The 19,404-nt window shown below is 61.6% G+C and carries 23 protein-coding genes and 1 pseudogene; 14 read left to right on the top strand and 10 right to left on the bottom strand.

Annotated features, from left to right (window positions below; genetic code table 11):
* Window positions 1-262: 262 nt before the first annotated feature.
* The 3 genes from GGD65_RS07900 to GGD65_RS07890 all read right to left on the bottom strand — a co-directional run bounded on the left by GGD65_RS07900 (window position 263) and on the right by GGD65_RS07890 (window position 1,828).
* Entirely contained in the window at window positions 263-523 is a 261-nt protein-coding gene (locus GGD65_RS07900) for a hypothetical protein (protein WP_183234827.1), read from the bottom strand.
* A gap of 124 nt (window positions 524-647) precedes the next feature.
* The gene (locus GGD65_RS07895) at window positions 648-1,376 is read right to left on the bottom strand and encodes an SOS response-associated peptidase (RefSeq protein ID WP_183234826.1); all 729 of its coding nucleotides are present in this window, start codon (window positions 1,374-1,376) and stop codon (window positions 648-650) included.
* A 2-nt stretch (window positions 1,377-1,378) separates the two neighbouring features.
* Window positions 1,379-1,828, bottom strand: coding sequence for a hypothetical protein (locus tag GGD65_RS07890; RefSeq protein WP_183234825.1), 450 nt, complete (start codon window positions 1,826-1,828; stop codon window positions 1,379-1,381).
* Between the two features lie 543 nt (window positions 1,829-2,371).
* On the opposite strand from GGD65_RS07890, the gene GGD65_RS07885 reads away from it, so the two are divergent.
* Both GGD65_RS07885 and GGD65_RS07880 read left to right on the top strand, forming a co-directional pair.
* Window positions 2,372-3,295: a Ku protein gene (locus tag GGD65_RS07885; RefSeq protein ID WP_183234824.1), complete on the top strand. Its 924-nt coding sequence runs from the start codon at window positions 2,372-2,374 to the stop codon at window positions 3,293-3,295.
* Window positions 3,296-3,458: 163 nt separating this feature from the next.
* Window positions 3,459-4,283 carry a ribonuclease HII gene (locus GGD65_RS07880; protein WP_183234823.1) on the top strand — a complete coding sequence of 275 codons (825 nt, stop codon included), beginning with the start codon at window positions 3,459-3,461 and terminating at the stop codon, window positions 4,281-4,283.
* A gap of 28 nt (window positions 4,284-4,311) precedes the next feature.
* On the opposite strand, the gene ligD (GGD65_RS07875) is transcribed toward GGD65_RS07880, so the two are convergent.
* Complete coding sequence (ligD, locus tag GGD65_RS07875) at window positions 4,312-5,259, bottom strand: non-homologous end-joining DNA ligase (RefSeq protein ID WP_183234822.1); 948 nt, start codon at window positions 5,257-5,259, stop codon at window positions 4,312-4,314.
* A 259-nt stretch (window positions 5,260-5,518) separates the two neighbouring features.
* On the opposite strand from ligD (GGD65_RS07875), the gene GGD65_RS07870 reads away from it, so the two are divergent.
* Window positions 5,519-5,719: a hypothetical protein gene (locus GGD65_RS07870; RefSeq protein ID WP_183234821.1), complete on the top strand. Its 201-nt coding sequence runs from the start codon at window positions 5,519-5,521 to the stop codon at window positions 5,717-5,719.
* A 15-nt stretch (window positions 5,720-5,734) separates the two neighbouring features.
* Window positions 5,735-6,157 carry a hypothetical protein gene (locus GGD65_RS07865; protein ID WP_007594570.1) on the top strand — a complete coding sequence of 141 codons (423 nt, stop codon included), beginning with the start codon at window positions 5,735-5,737 and terminating at the stop codon, window positions 6,155-6,157.
* 179 nt (window positions 6,158-6,336) lie between these two features.
* Here the strand turns inward: GGD65_RS07865 and GGD65_RS07860 are convergent, their stop codons facing one another.
* Window positions 6,337-6,900 carry an MOSC domain-containing protein gene (locus GGD65_RS07860; protein WP_183234820.1) on the bottom strand — a complete coding sequence of 188 codons (564 nt, stop codon included), beginning with the start codon at window positions 6,898-6,900 and terminating at the stop codon, window positions 6,337-6,339.
* The gene (locus GGD65_RS07855; RefSeq protein WP_183234819.1) at window positions 6,900-8,579 is read right to left on the bottom strand and encodes a DNA polymerase/3'-5' exonuclease PolX; all 1,680 of its coding nucleotides are present in this window, start codon (window positions 8,577-8,579) and stop codon (window positions 6,900-6,902) included. The genes GGD65_RS07860 and GGD65_RS07855 overlap by 1 nt, the downstream gene beginning before the upstream one ends.
* A gap of 527 nt (window positions 8,580-9,106) precedes the next feature.
* Here GGD65_RS07855 and ligD (GGD65_RS07850) point away from each other — a divergent pair.
* Together ligD (GGD65_RS07850) and GGD65_RS07845 are read left to right on the top strand one after the other, a co-directional pair.
* The gene (gene ligD, locus GGD65_RS07850; RefSeq protein ID WP_210316857.1) at window positions 9,107-9,997 is read left to right on the top strand and encodes a non-homologous end-joining DNA ligase; all 891 of its coding nucleotides are present in this window, start codon (window positions 9,107-9,109) and stop codon (window positions 9,995-9,997) included.
* Between the two features lie 34 nt (window positions 9,998-10,031).
* The gene (locus GGD65_RS07845) at window positions 10,032-10,337 is read left to right on the top strand and encodes a hypothetical protein (protein ID WP_183234818.1); all 306 of its coding nucleotides are present in this window, start codon (window positions 10,032-10,034) and stop codon (window positions 10,335-10,337) included.
* A gap of 360 nt (window positions 10,338-10,697) precedes the next feature.
* Here GGD65_RS07845 and GGD65_RS07840 read toward each other — a convergent pair whose 3' ends face one another.
* On the bottom strand, window positions 10,698-11,072 hold the full coding sequence (locus GGD65_RS07840; protein WP_210317847.1) for a hypothetical protein: 375 nt from the start codon (window positions 11,070-11,072) through the stop codon (window positions 10,698-10,700).
* Window positions 11,073-11,441: 369 nt separating this feature from the next.
* Here GGD65_RS07840 and GGD65_RS40115 point away from each other — a divergent pair.
* Window positions 11,442-11,549 (top strand): annotated as a pseudogene (locus GGD65_RS40115) (AraC family transcriptional regulator); the annotation flags it as partial.
* A 125-nt stretch (window positions 11,550-11,674) separates the two neighbouring features.
* Here GGD65_RS40115 and ribB read toward each other — a convergent pair.
* Window positions 11,675-12,751, bottom strand: coding sequence for a 3,4-dihydroxy-2-butanone-4-phosphate synthase (gene ribB, locus GGD65_RS07835; protein ID WP_183234986.1), 1,077 nt, complete (start codon window positions 12,749-12,751; stop codon window positions 11,675-11,677).
* 142 nt (window positions 12,752-12,893) lie between these two features.
* Window positions 12,894-13,451, bottom strand: coding sequence for an Lrp/AsnC family transcriptional regulator (locus GGD65_RS07830; protein WP_246783209.1), 558 nt, complete (start codon window positions 13,449-13,451; stop codon window positions 12,894-12,896).
* Between the two features lie 677 nt (window positions 13,452-14,128).
* Between GGD65_RS07830 and GGD65_RS07825 the strand changes: the two genes are divergently transcribed.
* Together GGD65_RS07825 and GGD65_RS07820 are read left to right on the top strand one after the other, a co-directional pair.
* Complete coding sequence (locus GGD65_RS07825; RefSeq protein WP_018316669.1) at window positions 14,129-14,482, top strand: VOC family protein; 354 nt, start codon at window positions 14,129-14,131, stop codon at window positions 14,480-14,482.
* Between the two features lie 27 nt (window positions 14,483-14,509).
* Complete coding sequence (locus GGD65_RS07820) at window positions 14,510-15,097, top strand: flavin reductase family protein (protein ID WP_245283148.1); 588 nt, start codon at window positions 14,510-14,512, stop codon at window positions 15,095-15,097.
* A 24-nt stretch (window positions 15,098-15,121) separates the two neighbouring features.
* On the opposite strand, the gene GGD65_RS40110 is transcribed toward GGD65_RS07820, so the two are convergent.
* Entirely contained in the window at window positions 15,122-15,331 is a 210-nt protein-coding gene (locus tag GGD65_RS40110; RefSeq protein WP_246783236.1) for a hypothetical protein, read from the bottom strand.
* On the opposite strand from GGD65_RS40110, the gene GGD65_RS07815 reads away from it, so the two are divergent.
* From GGD65_RS07815 to GGD65_RS07795, 5 genes are all read left to right on the top strand, one after another.
* A complete protein-coding gene (locus GGD65_RS07815; RefSeq protein ID WP_312017693.1) occupies window positions 15,248-16,081 on the top strand; it encodes a branched-chain amino acid ABC transporter permease in 834 nt (277 codons plus the stop codon). The genes GGD65_RS40110 and GGD65_RS07815 overlap by 84 nt on opposite strands.
* Before the next feature lie 70 nt (window positions 16,082-16,151).
* On the top strand, window positions 16,152-17,096 hold the full coding sequence (locus GGD65_RS07810) for a branched-chain amino acid ABC transporter permease (protein WP_061881449.1): 945 nt from the start codon (window positions 16,152-16,154) through the stop codon (window positions 17,094-17,096).
* On the top strand, window positions 17,093-17,818 hold the full coding sequence (locus GGD65_RS07805) for an ABC transporter ATP-binding protein (RefSeq protein ID WP_028140599.1): 726 nt from the start codon (window positions 17,093-17,095) through the stop codon (window positions 17,816-17,818). The genes GGD65_RS07810 and GGD65_RS07805 overlap by 4 nt, the downstream gene beginning before the upstream one ends.
* Window positions 17,811-18,530: an ABC transporter ATP-binding protein gene (locus GGD65_RS07800; RefSeq protein ID WP_183234815.1), complete on the top strand. Its 720-nt coding sequence runs from the start codon at window positions 17,811-17,813 to the stop codon at window positions 18,528-18,530. Before GGD65_RS07805 ends, GGD65_RS07800 begins: the two co-directional genes overlap by 8 nt.
* 105 nt (window positions 18,531-18,635) lie before the next feature.
* Complete coding sequence (locus tag GGD65_RS07795) at window positions 18,636-19,400, top strand: enoyl-CoA hydratase/isomerase family protein (RefSeq protein WP_092215471.1); 765 nt, start codon at window positions 18,636-18,638, stop codon at window positions 19,398-19,400.
* Window positions 19,401-19,404 lie beyond the last annotated feature (4 nt).

Below are 19,404 nucleotides of genomic sequence, written 5' to 3'. Positions count from 1 at the left end.
CTGGCATCCTTGCCGTGACGCATTAGCAGAACGAAGAGGTCGGGAAGTCGCGCAGTCGAGGCCAGACAAGCCGGAGGGGGCTATTCCAAAGCGCCAACTCTTCAAAGACACTCTTGCGCTTGAAATGTACCTTTTGCTTTCAAGTGCCGCACTAAGTCATTGATATTACAGCAAACGCGACCGCCCTCCGAGCGCACCATAACTCTCAAGTCGCGTGACGATGAGTTTCACCGGAGAGCTCGCCGCAATGGTGATGCCGTTCTCAGGGCCGGCACTCCGGACAAGTGTCGCCGATCGATTCCAGCACTTCCCGAATCTCGGCCTCGGCTTGACCAGCAGACAGTCCGGCCGGCGGATTTTGTCTCGCGATTTCCAGCGCTCTGTCGCGGGCGTGAGGATCGGCACGATCTTTCATCCAACCATGCTCCTCGCATTCACGGACGGCACCTGCGTCTTGCAGTACGGCGATCGCCCAACCACGCAAGGTTCGGATTCCCGGCCGTCTTTCTCTCGTCTTCAGCATGAAGATCGCTCCTGCCGGGACGAATCCTCTCGCCCGTTGCTCGTTCCGCGCGGTTAGCACGGGGCAGGGATTCCATTTTGCGGAGTCTGAGCTTGTCCACGTGTTCCGCAGGCCTGTGCAGAACCTATGCTGTGGTCGCTGGATCTTCCTTCTCGCCAGTGGCGACGATCTTTAGCATGCCATCGGGAAGAGCCCGTTGCAGCGCTTTGGCCTCATCCCAGGGCGCCCGCAGCCAGGTGTCGTATTCTTCGGCGGTCCTCAGAATCACCGGCATTGCCTTTAGGTGGACGCGTTTCACCTCCGCGTTAGGCTCGCAGGTCAGGAAACCGAATACATCGGCGGTCACTGGGCCTTCCTTAACCGTCCGCACGGATGTCCAATTTGTCCAGATGCCCGCGAAAGCGGAGAGGGGCCGAGACTCGTCAAGCGCGAACCACACCGGCACCTTCTTCCCGTCCAGGGTGTCGTACTCGGAAAACGAAGTCAGCGGAACCAGGCAGCGATTGTCCGGCCCGAGCCATCGCTTCCAATGTTTGCTGCTGGTATTGCGGATGTTGGTCGTGCCGCCGTCCGGCTCCATCCGCAGCAATTCCTTGAAGTCGACCGTCTTGCCCTTAGCCTGGAGCTTCTCGGCTCGCTTTTTCGCTGCTTTCATTAGCGCTTCCGAGGAAGACGGCATACCCCAGCGCGCCATTGCGACTTCACGCCCGCCGCGCACGTTGCGGACGATCGGGGCCGGGTAGTCCGGGAAAATGCCTGGCATGCTTGGCAAGTTGCCGACGCTGCTGTTGAGCGCGTCAAACAAGCGGCGGATCGCGTCCACGTTCTTCGTCATCGAGTAGAGGTTGCACACGTTCAGGTCCCCGGAGGCGCCTGGCGAGGACGGGCTGTCAGTTGCAGGAGGGTGGCAGCGGGCCGTCGGCCGGCCTTAGCACACTTGCTGCAACGAAGCCGGCTCGCGAGGTCCTGGACCAACGTTGTTGGGGGATGACTCAGCGCAGCCAAGTCGACGTCCCGCTTCGTCTTGCAGCGCGAGCACTCAATCTCGAGCCAGTAGTATCCGCCGTTCACGGCTTGGTCGATCGTGGGGGACGGATCGATCGGTCCTCCATCGGCCCACATCTTTTCGTTCCACGACTCGCAAAGCAGCTTGTCCGCCTGACGGATGAGTGCCTCGCCTTTGGCGCGGGTTTCAGCCGACTGCGACGCGAGGATCGCGGTCATCGCGCGGGCCTTGCTGAGTTCCTTTCCGAGTGCCTTTCGGTAGCTCCCGGATAGGGGCGTTGGATGGTGCTTCGGGGCCATTCGCCGTGCCTAGTCGAACGTTGGCCAACAACCATCCTCTTCGTATCGCCCCGTACGATGTGTACAGGTATTGTCCAACAATCGCTTACCGACCTCCTTCCAGACCGCGTCTGCGCCGTACAGCCGGGTGGCGTCTACCTTCTGGATCTCGACCAGCCTGCTGCATCGGCGGCATCCCACCCGCAACACATGGTGAGGAATTTGGTTTAGCCGCAGCGCTCCGGCGGAGGGAGCCGGCCCCGTTTCGGCGCGAGCGTCCTCCAGAACAGCCCGCCAGTATTCCGGCGGCAAATCGGCGTCAGGAGCTAATCCTGAGGTCCGCACCTGATGCGGGCGAGCCGTAGCGGCCATCTTTTCGATCTGTTTCGGGTTAGGCATGCGCCAGCTCGCGGGTCGGTCGGACATACCCTGATTAGAACATAACAGGAACGAAAGAGTCGATACCCCCTCCCGTAGAAATCATACGGTGGGCTTCCTGGGTGTCGGAACCCGGTGCCCCCATTCGTCTTGAGTCAAGTACCCAAAGACCGGAGTTCAGCGTACATGGCACCGCGCGCCAATTGGAAAGGCTTTCTGCGATTTTCTCTGGTGACCTGCCCGGTCGCTCTCTATCCCGCCACCTCGGAGAGCGAGAAGATTTCCTTCAATCAGCTCAACCGGCAGACCGGCCATCGCATCAAGTACCTGAAGGTCGATGCGGACACCGGCGACGAGGTGCCGAACGAGGACATCGTCAAGGGCTACCAGCTCGAGAAAGATCAGTTCATCGAGGTCACGAAAGAGGAGCTGGAGGAGATCGCGCTGGAATCCACACGCACCATTGAGATCGACGAGTTCGTCGACAGGTCCGATATCGACCCGCGTTACCTGATCCGCCCCTACTACATTCGGCCTGACGGCAAGGTCGGGCATGACGCCTTCGCGGTCATCCGTGAGACCATTCGCGAGATGAACAAGGTGGCCATCGGCCGGGTGGTGCTGACCAACCGCGAGCACATCGTCGCGCTCGAGCCTATGGACAAAGGTCTGGTCGGCACGCTGCTGCGCTATCCGTACGAGGTCCGTAGCGAGGCCGAGTATTTCGACGAGATCCAGGACGTGAAGGTCACCAAGGACATGCTCGATCTCGCCAAGCACATCGTGAACCAGAAGGCCGGGCGGTTCGAGCCTGAGAAATTCGAGGATCACTACGAGACCGCGCTGATCGATCTCATCAACCAGAAGCGCGCCGGCAAGCCGATTACGCCGAAGTCCAGGCCGGCGGCGACGAACGTCGTCGATCTCATGGAAGCGCTCCGTCGATCCGTTGGCAAGGACGCCGCGCCGGCGAAGGGGCCCAAGCCGGCCAAGAAACCGAAGAAGGCCTCCGCCGGGCAGACGGAAATGCTAATGCCAATCGAAGGCAAGAAGCCGAAGGAGGCAGCGGCCAAGAAGCCGGCGGCTCGGCCGCAGCGAAAGTCGGCCTAATGACCCATCGTATTCATCAGCGGCCGCACCGGCGGACTGGGCCGTTTACCCATAAACCCGGCGGCGTGGTGCGACTAAAGCAATGTCAGAATGGCTCAACTTCAGGCAGTAGCCACAAAGATCACCGACACGCTCCCCACAGTCAGTCTTTGCGAAGGCCGTTATGTCCCAGTATTCGCTCGATGTATTGCGTCAGCGCTATGTCGTCGAGAAAAGACCGCTCGAGGCCAACGTGGAGCAGATCTTGCGGGCCGACACCCGCACGGGAGCGCGTGCCATCCTGGCTGCAATAGATAAACGGCGTTATGAAAATAGGTCCGAAGGGCAGCGCCTCCGCAAGATGCTCCGCTTCGAGACCTCTCTTTGGGAAAGTGGCCATTATGCCGTGGCAGGCGTCGACGAGGCCGGCATGAGCCCTCTCGCCGGGCCCGTCTCCGCGGGCGCCGTGATTCTGAAACCCGGCACGCGAATTGTCGGAATCGACGACTCGAAAAAACTTGATGCTGCGGCTCGCGAAGAACTCGCGAAGGAGATCAAGGAAAAGGCAGTCGGTTGGTGTGTGGCGTTCGTCGAGGTCGAAGAGATCGACGCGATCAACATCTATTGGGCAGGCATCCAGGCTATGCAGCGTGCGGTCCGGGGACTAGGGTTGACGCCGCAACACTTGCTGATCGATGCGAAGCGGTTGAAGGAAATCGACATCCCTCAGCAGGCGATCATCAAAGGCGACGCCAAGTCCGCCAGCATCGCCGCCGCCTCCATTCTTGCGAAAGTGAAGCGCGACGCAGTTATGCGGACGCTCGACGTGCGTCACCCCGGCTATGGCTTCGCGGATCACAAGGGCTATCCGGTGCCGGCTCATTATGATGCGCTCGCCAGGCTTGGCGCGTGCGCAGCTCACCGGCGGTCGTTCGGACCGGTACGCAAGGCACTCGGGTTGCCGCCCCTGCCGCCATGGCCTTCGGCATCCGAGCGCGACGCCAGCTGAACCGCTAGTACGTATCGTCTCGGCGGCATTATTTTCGCGACAAGTTCTTTTCGCGTACGACGTCCTTCGCGTTTTTGTCGGTCCGCAGCCCGAGATAGACCGGCTGGCGCAGCTCGCCCTTGCTGGTCCACTCCGCGAACTTCACTTCTGCGACCAACGTGGGACGCACCCAGGTCGTGACCTGCTCGTCCTTCACCTTGGCAGGAAAGGGCGACTTGGCCGTCTTGAGCCTCACGAGCTTGCCGTGAAGCTCTTCCAGAGCCTGGTGGCTGAAGCCGGTGCCGACGTGGCCTATGTACCGCCATGCATCGTCTTCGCGTACCGCTAGCACGAGAGCGCCGAAGAAGGGCCGGGTTCTCCTCGGCGCCGTGAAGCCGGCTATCACAACCTCCTGCCGCTGCGCGGTCTTCACCTTCAGCCAGTCGGCGGTCCGGCGTCCGGACGCGTACGGGCTATCGGCACGCTTGGCCATGATGCCTTCGAGATGTCTCAGCTCGGCTTCTGCGAAGAACTTCGTTCCTTTACCTTTGCGGTGGCTGCTGAAAGCGATCAGCTTGTGGCGCGGCAAGATGGCCTTTAGCCGCTTCTTGCGCTCGATGAGCGGCAGCGCACGCAGATCCTCGCCGTCTACGAACATGAGATCGAAAACGCAGTACAAAAGCTTAGCTTCGTGGCGCAGGGCGTTTTGAAGCAACTGGAAATGGGATACGCCGTCCTTTCCGATCGCAACCAGCTCGCCATCGATGACAGCGTCCGCCTTCACGCCTTCAAGTGCTTTCGCGACCTCCACATAGGAGTGGCTGATGATTTTCCCGTTGCGGCTGTAGAGGGAGACTCGACCGCCCCGGATTTCCGCGACCATGCGAAAACCATCGAATTTATCCTCGAAGACCCAATTGGGATCGTCGAACGGTGAATCGGTCAGGGTGGCCAGCATCGGCTGCAGGCGAAGAGGCAGTGTTGATTTTCGAGCCATGGCCGGGCGGCGGGACGAGAGATGGGGAGGAACGAGTGGAATGTATCGTGAGTTCCGGCGACACTTAAAGAAGATGGCCGAGCCCAGGTGCTAAAGCTCCGGGTGCAACGTCACCGGGTGCGCTGCCCGCGCTCTGAGCGGCCGTTGTGACAATTCTGCTCGCCAATTCGAAGCTGTACTTGCAGCGAAGCTTAACATTCCTGAATCCACAAGCCGGCAACACCGGTTAGGATGGGACTTTCCCTCTTGGGGGCACCTCATGTTGGACCCGGCAACCACCGCGCTTTTGCGCGCGGTCCTCGATGAAGTCTGCGAAAGCGTCTCGAAGCGCGAGATCGGCGCTCGTACCCACGTCGCCTCGAAGATCCTGGAGGCTGCTACCGGGGGCGAGATTTCTCCGGAGGCTCTCAAGCAGGTCGGTCGCGATGCCCTCTCGCACGCGCCCACGATGTGGCCCTGATCGGGAGGAGCGGGCGTGAACTTCCAGGTGACAGTCCTCAAGATCCTGGTGGCATATCCGGATGGGTTTGCCGTGATGGAGGACCTCAAGAGGGACATGGCTATCCTGGCGACCAGCGGACGCGATTGGGCGGATCGGACCAGACGCCTCGCGGCGCGGGTTCCGGATCTTGACATCTGGTCACAAGGGCTGGTCGAACGCACCAGCGGCGGTTGGAAGATCACGTCCAAAGGACGGGCGGCGCTTGAGTTCATGGAAGCCCGCCCTGCTGCACCCGAGCCGAGCCAGGCGTCGGTGGTCGAGGAGACTACAGCTGCAATGGAGGTCGCGACGGACGTTCCTCCTCTGCGGCAGCCCGCCGATCGTGCCAAGCGTCGCCGCGAGCGCCGGGAGCGTCGCCGTGAGGCCCGTGAACGAGCGAGGGCGAATGCCTCTTGAGGGGAGGGGCGAGCCAAAGAAAAAGCCGCCAGCGAAGCTGGGCGGCTTGATAGTCCCGGACCGTCGATTGCCTCCCCAGCCCCAAGCGTACCGCCGTTACCTTGTTTGCGGCCATGCCAGCCCGATCTACCGAGCCCTTTTCCATTCGGCCATCGATCGGCCGAGTTGTGCACGGGCTCTTACAGCCCCGGCAAGGGCTGAAACGAGGTGGTCGGAAGGCGCACCCGCGCGGTGTCGCCGGCCGCTACCGCTCCACCGGCCCGAACCACTCCCAGCACCCCGCATTTGAATGGAGGCCTCGTTTCCGCCGCCGACAGCAGGTGCCTTTTCAGGCCGGCTCGGAAACGGTCGATCAGGACACAGGGCGTCCGGAGGCCGGTCAACTCGATGATCGCCGTGGGCCCAAGCTCGATCAGCGTCGCGAGCGGCATCAGTTCGAGGTCCAGTCCAGCCGTGGTGATGTTCTCACCGAGGTCTCCCGCTGCAACTGCGAAGCCAGCTTCCCGGAGGTGCGCAAATCGCTCCGATGCGATCAGGTGGACCTGCCGCAAATTGGGAAGCCGGGGCCGACGACGGGCGAGGTATCGGTGCCTGACAAACGGACCGGCGTGGGCGTCACCTTCGACACCATGGCCTTCCACCAGAACGATCTGATCCCGTGGCGGCTTGCTGAAGTGGTGCCCGCGATCGGCAGCCACCGAAATAACCCTTCCTTTAAGCGAAAGGTCGAGCGCGTGCGACATCAGGCAGCGCGGGCGAGCGAGCGCCGCTTCTGGCGGAGGTAGCGCGTGATCTCAGGAAGCGTCATCGCATTCAGGATACGGTCGGCGGGGACTCCACCCTTGCGGGCCATCTCGACGCCCCAGTGCATGTGGTCGAGCTCGGCAATCGAGTGCGCGTCCGGATTGATGCTCAGCATGCAGCCGAATTCGAGGGCCGCCTGGTGCCAACGCCAGTCCAGGTCGAGGCGCCATGGATGTGCGTTGATCTCAACGACGACGTCGTGCTTCGCACAGGCCCGAAGTACCTTCTCGACGTCGATTTCGTAGCCCGGCCGCCGCTGGAGCTGCCGCCCAGTCATGTGGCCGATCATGGTCGTGTGAGGATCGGAAATGGCCCGAAGCAGGCGCTGCGTCTGCGCCTTGCGGTCCAGCTTGAAACGGCCGTGAATGCTGGCGACGACGAAGTCGAAACCTTCAAGCACCTTTTCATCGTAGTCGAGCGACCCGTTAGCCAGAATGTCCGACTCAATTCCCTTGAGTATCCGAAAGTCCTTACCGAAGCGCTTGTTCAGGCGGTCGGCTTCCCGGTGCTGCTGCACGATCTCTTCGAGGGAGAGACCGCCGGCGTAATGGGCGGACTTGGAATGGTCGGCGACCCCAAAATACTCGAAGCCGCGCTGACGGGTCGCCTTCGCCATGGTCTCTAGGGTCTCTGTCCCATCGGAAGCATCGGTGTGGCAGTGCAGGATTCCGCGCAAGTCCTTGTCGGTCACAAGCTTCGGCAACTTGCCCTTCAAGGCCAGCTCGACCTCGCCGCGGCCTTCCCTTAGCTCGGGATCGATGAAGGGCAGCCCGAGAGCCTGGTAGATGTCAGCCTCCTCGCTGGCAATCAGTGCGCGGCCCTTGTGCAGGCCGTGAGCGTCCAACCGCATGCCCTTCTCGGCGGCCAAGGCTTGGAGCTGCTCGATGTGAGCGGCGGAGCCGGTGGCGAAGAGAAGGGCGGCGCCGAAATGTTTGCGGTCGGACACCCGGACTTGCAGTCCTTCGGACGATGGCATCGCTGTCTCGTCCGACTTGGCAGCCTCCGCAACGATTGTGAGGTCGGCGACGAGTTCGCAGCCTCGACGGAAATCGCCGGCAATCGTCACGCGCTTCAGTTCTGGCCGGGACTTCCGGATGGATTCCTTCGCGTGCGCGAGCAGGGTGGCGGCGCGGTGCAGGTGGAGGCGGCCTTCTCCGCTTTTGGCCATCGCCAGGTTCTGCAGGATCTTGGTCTGCAGCGCGGCACCGAGTCCTTTCGCCTTCTTGATGCGGTCGTCCTTGGCGGCGGCCTCCAATTCCGCGAGCGAGGTGATGCCGAGATCCTGATAGAGCCGCAGCACCTTCTCCGGCCGCAAACCGGGTACCGCGAGCATCTCGAGCACGCCCTCGGGAATCTCCTTCCGCAGCTTTTCGAGACTGGGATGACTGCCCGTCTTGTGAAGCTTGGTGATGATGTCGGCGATCGCATCCCCGACGCCCGGGATTTCTGTGAGCTGATCTTCGGCGATGAGCACGTCCAGAGCAACGGGGAGGGCCGCTAAGCTGTCGGCGGCCCGAGAGTAGGCTTTCGCCCGGTAGGGGTTGCCGCCTCGCAAGGCGGTGCGCTGCGCGTACTCTCGCAGGAGACTTGCCACACCGCGAGCGTCGAGCACTGGCATTCAGCGAACCTCCCGGTCCGCGCTTTGCGTCGCCGTTGGAGTAGAGCGAACGCCAGAGCGGCCGCTTGACCGGCGATCGAACGAACCCTCGAGCTTCTGGGCGGCGCGGAAGTCGTCCAGGTGCTGGATATTGGAACCGTAAGCGGCCTCCTTCTTGAGGGGATTGTATATCCGACCGGCCACTAGCTGCAGATGCTTCAGCCGGCCCTGCGGCATAGATCTCGCTTTGCAGAGAGCGCGAACGGCGTAGGCCCGAAAGTAATCGAATGCGTCTGACATGATAGGTAAACGCCCGCCATGGACCGGAGTTCGATGCGGCAGGATTGGCTTTTTCGGCGCTGCTCGAAAGCTTGCGAGGTGCGAGGTCTGGGAACTCCTCGCTGCCTTCGAAGTTGCGAGACTCGTTGAGTAAGGTAGGTAAACTGCCCGCCGCCGGCCCCAACCCGGCGGCGGTTTTTTGTGAGTGGCGTAGCGTGGCAAAGCGTACAAGAGCGGCGCCTCCGGCCGAGAAGCCAGAAGCTCCTCAGATGCCGGGGTTCATCAGCCCCCAACTCGCGAGCCTGAAGGTGAAGGCACCTTCGGGATCAAGATGGATTCACGAAATCAAATACGACGGGTACCGCATCCAGCTCCGAATCGATGGCGACGATCGCCGGGCCTACACCCGCAACGGCTACAATTGGGTCAGCAAGTTTTCGAAGATTGCTGCCGCCTTCGATATCGAGGGGCAGGCCATCGTCGACGGCGAAGTCGTCGTCATCCATGACGGCCGCACCAACTTTTCCGAGCTGCAGGCAGACCTCGGCAGAGGCGACCAGGACCGCCTGATCTTCTTCGCGTTCGATCTGCTGTGGCTCGACGGCAAGGATTTGCGCAAGGAGCCGCAGCTCGAGCGGAAGAGGCTGCTCAAAGAACTGATCGAGGAGCACAGGCTCGAGGAGCCCATCTTTTTTAGTGAACACCATGAAGGGGACGGGCAGGCTCTGTTCGTCGCCGCCAGCAAGTTGAACTATGAGGGCATCATCTCAAAGCGCGTGGATGCGCCATACCGATCGGAGCGGGTCGAAGCCTGGCAGAAGATCAAAGTCGTCCAGAAAGGGAAGTTTCCCGTGGTCGGCTTCATCAAGGACCCATCCGGCGTCGCCGCGCTCTATCTGGGCAAGAAGGAAGGCAGTGATCTCGTTTATATGGGTAAGGTCGGCACAGGGTGGAGCCGGACCACCTCGGCGCAGATCCGCAAGGCGCTCGATACCGTCGTCAGCCCCAAGCAGAAGTTGACCAAGACCATCAGAAAACCGAAGGCCACCTGGGTCGAACCCAAGTTCTATGCCGACATCGAGTACCGCGACATTACCTCCGAAGGACTCCTGCGGGCCAGCTCGTTCAAGGGACTGAGCAAAGGAACGCGCCGTTCATAGCCGCGTTTGCCTCAGAGTATCTGGAGTACCGGTCATGGACCCGGAACAGCGAGTTGCGAAGGCGTTGGAAGACGCTCAGGGCATCCTGGCCCGGTATGTCGAGCCTGGCCCCAGAGATTGCGTGCAAACCATAAACCAGCTGCTGGATGTGCTCGACGACGAGGCAGTCGTGCAGGCGCTCAAGGATTCGAAGATGGGAAAACCAACTGCAGAACAACTCGCCGAGCTCAAGAGGCTCAGCGCGATCGCACGGGTGCCGGATGAATCGGAGATCGTTACCTCGAAGGAAGAGGCCGAGACCCGAATCCGCGACCTGAAAGACAAGGCTCGGATGGAATGATGCCTGAGAAGCCCACGAATGGCGTGGAGCCCCAACGCTCCGAGGACAACATTCAGCGCGATCAGCTGGGTCCGCGCGGCGTACCCGGCAAGGAAAGTCCGGCGAGGATGACACCTCAGCGGGAGAAGAAGACGCCTAAGGACGTCGATCCCGGACATCCGGCATGAACTTGATGGACACGTTAGATCCCGATATGCCGCGTCGCCGAGATCCCCAGCCCACTACAATAAGCTAAGGCGAAGTCGCGGCGCGGATTAAGGCGGTGGGTACGCCGTGTCGCGGGCCTGCAGCCGGCACGACGGTCATTCTGACAACCAAGAATTCTGTAATGATCTCGACGAGCTAAAAAGCTGTGAAATGTCAGAATGGGCGTTGAGATGGCGAGCGAAATTCGAAGACTTCCAATCTGAGTATCGCCGAAAGCCATCCGTTCGCGAGCAGCTTCACACTGCCGAGCTCAGCCTTGAGCGACGCCATCACAGCAGCCTTTGACCGGCGAGGGGGTTTTCCAACCTCGCGCATGTCTTCGTCGTGCAGATCAATCAGATCGCCAAATGTGCGAACGTTGCGCACCGCGCGTGGTTTAGACGATCCATTGCGGTCAATGTTGCGCTCCATCTCGAGCGCCCATTCTTCGCCGTCCTTGCGCCGCCGGAAAGTCTCGGCCACATAGCGGTTCTTGCGGCGGACTTGAACGCGCCAGTTTCCCGATCCCAATTGAGTGAAGGTCGCCACGCGTGTGCACTCCGGCTTTCGTGTGCACTATGTGTGCACCGAGAGGTCAAAACGGGTACAAACGTGTGCAATTTCGGCTAGTTTGGAGTGCACACGTTCGTGCTTCATCCCATTGAGAGGATAGGATAAACGATTGAAATATCAAGACTATCGCTTTTCCGTGGCACCCATGATGGACCGGACTGGCTGATCTCGGACCCCGTTGCACGATACTTGATGATGCGCGGCCAAGTTGGATGGGCGAGATATTTTGACCGCAGATTGCGCCAGCAGGCAACAGCTCCTGTGCGATTGCCATCAGGCGTTCGGCAATTTTGAAAGTCGCGGGTTCAGCGCTGTTGTCGCGCATTTACTGTTCGTCAAGCGCGCTCTGCTGGCGACACGTTTCAGTCCGTGTCCGAGGCGCTCGGCTACGAGTCGGTGAGCGCGTTCATCACCATGTTCAAGAAGGCGCTTGGCAAATCGCCGGCGCGCTACTTCTCCGAGCGCGAGGCCGGCCAGACTGGCCCGGGGAGACCTGCCGCGAGACGAACTGCAAGCTTCGCCGGATGCCTGAGGTGCGGGACGCGCTCAATGGACTTTCGAAACGCGGATGGCTGGAGTTAGAGCGCTTCGTTTCGGACGATCTCGATGCCGAAGCCTGACAGTCCCTTGAAGTGATGCGTCGACGACGTGAGGTGACGGATGGAGCTGATCTTGAGATCCCGCAGGATCTGGGCGCCGACGCCGATCTCGCGCCATTGCCGATTACGGTCGTCTTCGCGCGAACTGATCAGGCCTAGCGGCGCAGGCGGAACGCCCGCCGCGCCGTCGCGCAGATAGACGAGCACGCCGCTGCCATTATCCTTGAAGCGTTGCAGAATGACGTTCATCTTGGCATGTTCCTGACCCGAGAACAAATCGCGCAGGATGTTGGGTTTGTAGAAACGCGTGAGGACATTGGTGCCGTCGCCCAGTTCTCCGTAGATATAGGCGACGTGATGAATGGGGTCGAACGGCGAGCGATACGAATAGCCCTGGAGCGGGCCGATCGAGCTCTCCGCCGTGACGCTCGAGACGCGCTCGATCAGCGTCTCGCGGGCCTGCCGGAAGCTGATGAGGTCTGCGATCGTGACCTGTTTCAGCTTGTGCTTGTCGGCGAACGCCGCGACTTGCGGACCCCTCATCACCGAGCCATCGTCGTTCATCAGTTCGCTGATGACACCGACCGGCTCGAGACCTGCCAGTCTGCACAGGTCGACGGCGGCCTCGGTGTGACCCGAGCGCATGAGTACGCCCCCTTCTTTTGCGATCAGCGGGAAAACGTGTCCCGGCCGGCAAAAATCGCCGGCGCCAGCGTTGGGGTTGGCGAGTGCACGGCAGCACGAGGCCCGTTCTTCGGCCGAGATGCCCGTACCGTTATCCGGCCGGTAGTCCACTGACACGGTGAACGCCGTGGTGCGAGCCGAGTCGTTGTTGACAACCATCGGGTCAAGCCGCAGGCGTCTCGCGTCTTCGAGGGTAATCGGAGCGCAGACGATTCCCGATGTATGGCGAATGATGAAGGCCATCTTCTCAGCCGTACACCGCGAGGCGGCAACGACGAGGTCCCCTTCGCCCTCGCGATCGTCGTCGTCGGTGACCACGACGATTTCGCCGTCGGCGAGCGCCTGCAGGGCCGCTTCGATCGATCCCGTCATCTCGGTCGCTCTGCTCGCTGGAACCGACGGGTGCTCGCGTTGGGCCGTGTGCGGATTGTCAGGCTCGCAGCGCCGCTCGAGCACTCTGCCGATCTTAACTTCACCATTATTGCCAACTGGCCGGAGCCCATGGCGGGGCGCCTCATAGCCTTTCCACGCTGTAGCTGGGACGATTGGTGTCGAGCCCGATCGGCGCATCGGACAGCAAAGGACCGGTTGGGTCGTATCGGGGTCTTGGTGAGCGCTCCAGAGGGCGCGAGGGGGCGGCGCAAGCCTTGACGGTGACCGGCCGATTGGCGTCGATCGGCAGCACGGTCTTGTGCGAAATGCGCTTGAGGGCCAGATTTGATCGAATGCTGCTGACGCCGGGAATGCGGGATAGTTTGTTGACAATCAGGTCTTCGAGATCTTCGATGTCGGCCGCCATGACGCGGAGCATGTAGTCGCTCTCACCGGTCATGAGATAGCATTCCATTACCTGGGCCAGCCGGTCGATGGATCGGGTGAAATTCTCGAGGGACGTCTGGACCTGCTTTTCCAGCTTGATCTGGATGAAAGCCGTTACACCAATGCCGAGCACGGCGGGATCGAGAAGGGCGATCCGTCGATCGATCACGCCGAGTTTTTCGAGTGTTCTGACGCGTGCCAGACACGGCGACGGCGAGAGATTGACGCGTGATGCGAGCTCGACATTGGTCAAGCTCGCATTCTGCTGGAGCTCGTTGAGGATCTTGATATCTATTCTGTCGAGAGAGGTTGTCGACATCGCGTATCTCCCAAGTATGGCAGTCTTCTGCGGCGCGTATCACCGTCGTTTGCGGGGTGATGACAATCGCGTGGTAAAAGCTAACCGCAATTGCGCTTGTGGGATTTCGACAAATCGTCGATTTGTATCGAAAAACCATCAACCTTCGCATTGTGCATTGCGATCAGGAGGTTAGTTGCCTACTTCCGATACATTTTTTGCCTATGCGATATGCAGGCCGACGTTGATCCACGGATTCGGTCAAGATGTAATGCCCGCCGCTCCATCGATTGGCTCCCCATGTCACTTGACGGGACGTGCAGCAGAGTTCGATGTCGAGAGCTGCCCTGTTTCGTACAACCGCCTGTCGTCGCGTGTGGCCCCCGGTCCCACGCCGCTGACCACGCCGCGGGCGTTGCGCGAGACAAAAGGTTCGGCAGCAACGACGCCCACCCTCGTCAACCAGAAAATGGCAAAGATCGGCCGGATGCAGAGTTGGATCTAGCGACTCGACAAGTCGTTACAGCATAAAATGCTGATGAAGCTTCTGTGACAGGCGTTGTTCAAGCAGTAATGCTGCGAGGCTCGGGCGACTATCCAACCACGATCGCACTTGGGTAGCGACGGTTTGGATGTCGAGCGTGAAACTGAAGCAAGTCTATTTGACAGCGAACGATCCTGGACGCTTGGCCGAGTTCTACGAAGGCCTGGGTCTGAAGGTGCGCTTCGCTGATCACGGCAAGTGGATCCAGTTCGTGAGCGATGCGGCTGCGTTCTGCGTCGCCGGACCGACGGAGTCGGTCTCGGACCAGCTGCAAGATGCCGTTCTTGTCTTCGATGTCGATGACCTCGATGCCGCCATGGAGCGTGCCGCAGCCATGGGGGCGCAAGTCGGCGCGGTCCGGGACATGGAAAGTCACGGCCGTGCGGTGAAGGTGCGGGATCCGGGCGGCAACGTCATCCAGTTCTATCAAGCAGCCGGATAGCTCAGACGTTCACCGGGGCGGCGCTGCATGCCCGGAACCACAACCAGACAAAGAGGGCGCATCCATCCCATGAATCCAAGGGTCGTAGCCATGCCGTCCGCAACACCGCCGCTGTCCGAAACGAGCCCACTCGACGCCGCAGCATTCCGTGCTGCGATGCGCAGCGTGCCGGGCACCGTGTCGATCGTCACGACAGGCCGGGCGCCGAACCGCCATGGTCTGACACTCACGGCGGGCTGCTCGCTGTCGGCGGCTCCGCCCAGCGTGCTGGTTTGCGTCAATCGATCTGCCGGTGCGCACGACATCATTCTCAGCAGTGGGTCGTTCTGCTGGAATATTCTAGGGGTCGAGCATCGCGATCTGGCGCTCAAGTTTTCCGGGCAGGACGGCAGCAAGGGCGATATCCGCTTCGGTGACGGTTTGTGGTGCGATCTCAAAACCGGAGCACCAAGTCTGGTCGGCGCGGTCTGCAGCTTCGATTGCCGCGTGGTGAATGCTTACAGCGACAGTAGTCACACCATTTTCACCGGAGAGGTGGTGGCTCAGACCACGAGGGCCGGATGTGAGTCGCTCGTCTACATCGACGGATGTTTCGCCGCGCCAAAGGCGGTCTGAAACACAGGACGACGTCAGGCGCCGCTACGTTTCCGCTACAGCCAAGATGGAACCGATCAGCATGCAAGGAAGACGAAGACTTTCTATCGCGCATCCATCGGCGGTCGGTCGCTGATGCTGTCGCTCTGGCTCAATGTCATCGCCGGCGGGGTGCTCATCGGGCTGGTTTACGGGCTCGTCGCGCTCGGTCTCACGATCGTCTTCGGCGTCATGCGCGTGGTCAATTTCGCTCATGGCGAGATGGTCGTGTTCGGGATCTACATCGGATACTGGACCGTTCAAATCTGGGACATCCCGATCGTTTTAGCCGCCGCGATCGCCGCGGTCGTCATGTTCGTGTTCGGCTATCTGCTAGAGACGCTCGTCGTGAAGCGGTTCGTTAATCGGCCGCATCACTATCAGTTCATCGTCTTCATCGGCCTCTCACTGCTTTTCAGCGGCGTATTGCTGATGTCGTTCGGTCCGGATCCGCGGCCGACGGCGTCTCAGTTGTCCTTCCAGACCGTGAGCGTGGGATCGCTCACCTTGGATTGGGCCCGCATCCAGGCGGCCGCTACGGCCGGACTGCTGATCGCCGCACTGGGAGCCTATCTGAAGTACTCCGCATTCGGCCGATCGCTGCGGGGCGCCGCCAATAATCGACTGGGCGGACTGGTGGTCGGGCTGAATATCCCTCGGGTCTATGCGGTGACCTTCGGCATCGGAGCCGCCTGCGCTGGCGTCGCCGGCGCATTGATCTCGCCGCTGTTCGATGCGCAGCCCTATCTCGCCGTCGACTTCACGCTGCTGGCCTTCGTGACGGTGATCGTCGGCGGTCTCGGCAGCTTCGGCGGCGCTCTTCTGGGCGGCCTGACGATCGGGGTCGCCGAAGCGATCGCGGCCTTGATGTTCACGCCGTCGATGAAAACAGCACTCCCTTACGCACTTCTGATCATCATCCTGATTTTCCGTCCGAGGGGGTTTTTCGGTGCAAAGGACCTCTGATCAAGCCAGCGACACCAAGCGTTGGGGTGCCGGCGCTCTAGTCTTCGCCGCCCTGGCCGTGGTGGGTGGCATGTCCAACGCCTACGTCATCTCACTTCTGACGATCGTCCTGTTGTTCACCTTCATGGGACAATCGTGGAACCTGATGCTCGGGATCGGCGGGCAGCTATCCATCGGTCACGCGCTGTTCGTTGGAATCGGTGCGTATGCGGTGGCGATCCTGAACATCAAATACGGCGTCACCCCGTGGATCGGTCTGCTGCTGGGCGCGGTGATTGCGGGCTTCGTCGGCGCGGTGCTGGCGTGGCTGAGCTTCCGCTTCGAGGTCCGTGGCATCTATTTCGCGCTGCTCACGATCGCAGCCGCCGAATTCGCCCGGATCATGTTCGGCGGGTGGGACTATGTCGGCGGCATGCAGGGCCTGTTCTATCAGGCGCCGAGTGGCACGATGGACCTCGGGATGCTGCGCGGTGACGCGCGGTTCTACTACTTCGTCGCGCTCGCGCTTGCGGCCATCGGCGTCGCGGGAACGGAGCTGATCTCGCGGTCCTATTGGGGCTATGTCTGGCGGGCGATGCGGGACGACGACGAGGCCGCCCGCGCACTGGGGGTGCGGACGTTTCGCCACAAGGTGCTGGTGGTCTCGATATCGGCCGCGACAGCCGCGGTCGGCGGCGGCGTGCTGGGCTTGGTGCAGGGTGCGATCTTTCCGGATTCGATCATGGGCATGGCGATCTCGGTCGACGTACTGATCGGCCCTGTGGTCGGCGGATTGGGCACTGCGTTCGGCCCGCTGGTCGGCTCGATGGCCGCGATCCCGCTGCATCACGCCATGGGGGCGCTCGGCGACAGCCTGGGGCTCCCCGGACTGAACAGCGTCGCCTACGGGGCGGTGCTGATCCTGGTCGTGTGGTTTCTGCCCGACGGCATCTGGCCGGCGATCGTCCGGCTCTACGAGGCGATCCAGCTGCCGGCGCGCGGCCGGATCTCACAATTGCGGAAGGTCGAGGAATGACCGCGCTGCTCGAAGTGAAGAACTTGACCAAAGCGTTCGTTGGATTGGTCGCGGTCAATGACGTCAGCTTCTCACTGCAGGCAGGCCGCATCACCGCCCTGATCGGGCCGAACGGCGCCGGCAAGACCACCTGCTTCAATCTCGTCGCCGGGGCGCTGAGACCGACCGCCGGGCGGGTGCTGTTCGAGAGGCGTTCGCTCGAGCGCGAGCCGCCCGAAGCGGTGTGCCGCATGGGCATTGCGCGCACCTTCCAGATCGTCCGACCGATGAAAGATATGTCGGTGCTCGAGAATGCCATGGTGGGCGCCTTCAGCTGGACGACGAACGTCAAGGAGGCGCGGGACAAGGCGTATGAGTCGCTCGAAAATGTCGGGCTCGCCGGCAAGGCGAATGCCCGGACGGATCAGTTGACGTTGCCCGATCGCAAGATGCTCGAGATGGCGAAGGCGCTCTCGACTCGCCCCAAGTTGCTGCTGCTCGACGAAGTGATGGCGGGGCTGCGTCCGACCGAAGCGGCCGGCGTCGTCGGCGTGCTGCACCGGCTCGCCGAGGGTGGACTGACGATCCTACTGGTCGAGCACGTGATGCGGATCGTGATGGAAGTGGCGTCGACCGTGGTGGTGCTTCACCACGGCGCCAAGATCGCCGAGGGCAAGCCGTCTGAGGTGGTAGCGGATCCCGCGGTGCTGGAAAGTTATCTGGGAGCCGGCTTCCATGCCTGACGACGCGCTTCTCGAAATCGACGACCTGTGCGTGGCCTATGACGGCTCCAATGCGCTGAACGGCGTGTCGCTCAGCATCGGTAAGGGTGAACTGATCTGCGTGGTCGGCGCCAACGGCGCCGGCAAGACCTCTCTGATCCGATCAATCGCGGGGATCGTTCCGTCGTCGCGCGGTTCCGTCAGGATCAACGGAGTCGAAATCTCGCGGCGACCGCCGTGGGACATATGCGAAATGGGCATCGCTCAGGTCGCCGAGGGCCGCCAGATCTTCAGTGCGCTCTCCGTCGAGGACAATCTGCTGATCGGCGGCTCGCTGAAGCGGGCCAGGCGAGATCTGGCAAATACGCTTGATTCCGTCTATCAGCTGTTCGGGCGACTTCGCGAGCGCCGCGACCAACTCGCCGGCACGCTGTCCGGCGGCGAGCAACAAATGCTGGCGATCGGTCGGGCGATCATGTCGAAGCCAGAAATCGTGATGTTCGACGAGCCGTCGATCGGACTGTCGCCGGCGCTGACCGATGTGATGTTCGGCGTCGTCAAATCCCTCAACGAGCAGGGGATCACGGTCCTTCTCGTCGAGCAGAATGTCGCCAAGTCGCTCGCGCTGAGCAGCCGCGGCTATGTGCTCGAGAACGGCTCCGTGGTGTTGCATGGATCTAGCCGCGATCTGCTCGAGAACCCCGATGTCCAGCGCGCCTATCTGGGATTGTGAGGCGCGCCGTCTCGGCGAGGCGTCGGGCGTTGCGGCTCTCGTCGCGCCGCCGTTCGGTCCACCGCTCCCCGGCTGTTGCAGCCGCCTCTCGCTTGGGTCTCATTGATGAACACTGCCACCTCTCTCCTGATCGAGCGTGATCAAGACCTGGTCACGATCACGATGAACCGGCCGCCGGCCAATGCGCTGAATGCGCAACTCATCGTCGAGTTGCTGGAGGCGATCCGGCGCCTTGCCGACGACGAGAATCCGCCCGGCATCGTGCTCACCGGAAGCGGCGACCGCTTCTTCAGCGCAGGCGGCGACATCAAGGAAGTCGTCGGGATCGACGTCGCGAGGCCGCGCATTCGGTTCTTCCACGAACTCCTCGTGGCGATGGAGAACTATCCGGGCCCGATCGTCTGCGCCGTCCGCGGCTATGCGGTCGGAGGCGCCCTGGAGTTTCTGCTGCATGCGGACTATGTTGTGGCCGATGCGGCGTGCAAGATTGGATTTCCGGAAATCAACCATGGCCTGCTGCCGGTGACCAAAGGCATGCGCCGGGCCGTCGAGAAGCTCGGCGTGCGGGCGGCGCAAGAGCTGCTGTACTGGGGCGAGCTCGTCGGCGCGGAGCGTGCCGTGGCGATCGGCGCCGTGAACGAGATCGTCCCGACCGAGGAGGTCGCATCCCGTGCGCGAGACGTGTGCGGCGTGTTGCGGCAGAAAGACCGCAAGCTGTTCCATGCCATCAAGCGATCGCTCAACCTCACCGCGCAAATGAGCGATCAGGCGCTCGAAAAAATGACCGTGGCCGACCTCGACGCCTATGTCACAGCCGAGAGCTCAACCAACGCGCGTGCGAGATTTTTGTCAAAGAACAGCAAGGGCTGAGCCG

The sequence above is a fragment of the Bradyrhizobium sp. CIR18 genome, from assembly GCF_014198295.1.
Taxonomy (GTDB): Bacteria; Pseudomonadota; Alphaproteobacteria; order Rhizobiales; family Xanthobacteraceae; genus Bradyrhizobium.
This window is presented reverse-complemented; position numbering and strand designations above follow the sequence as displayed.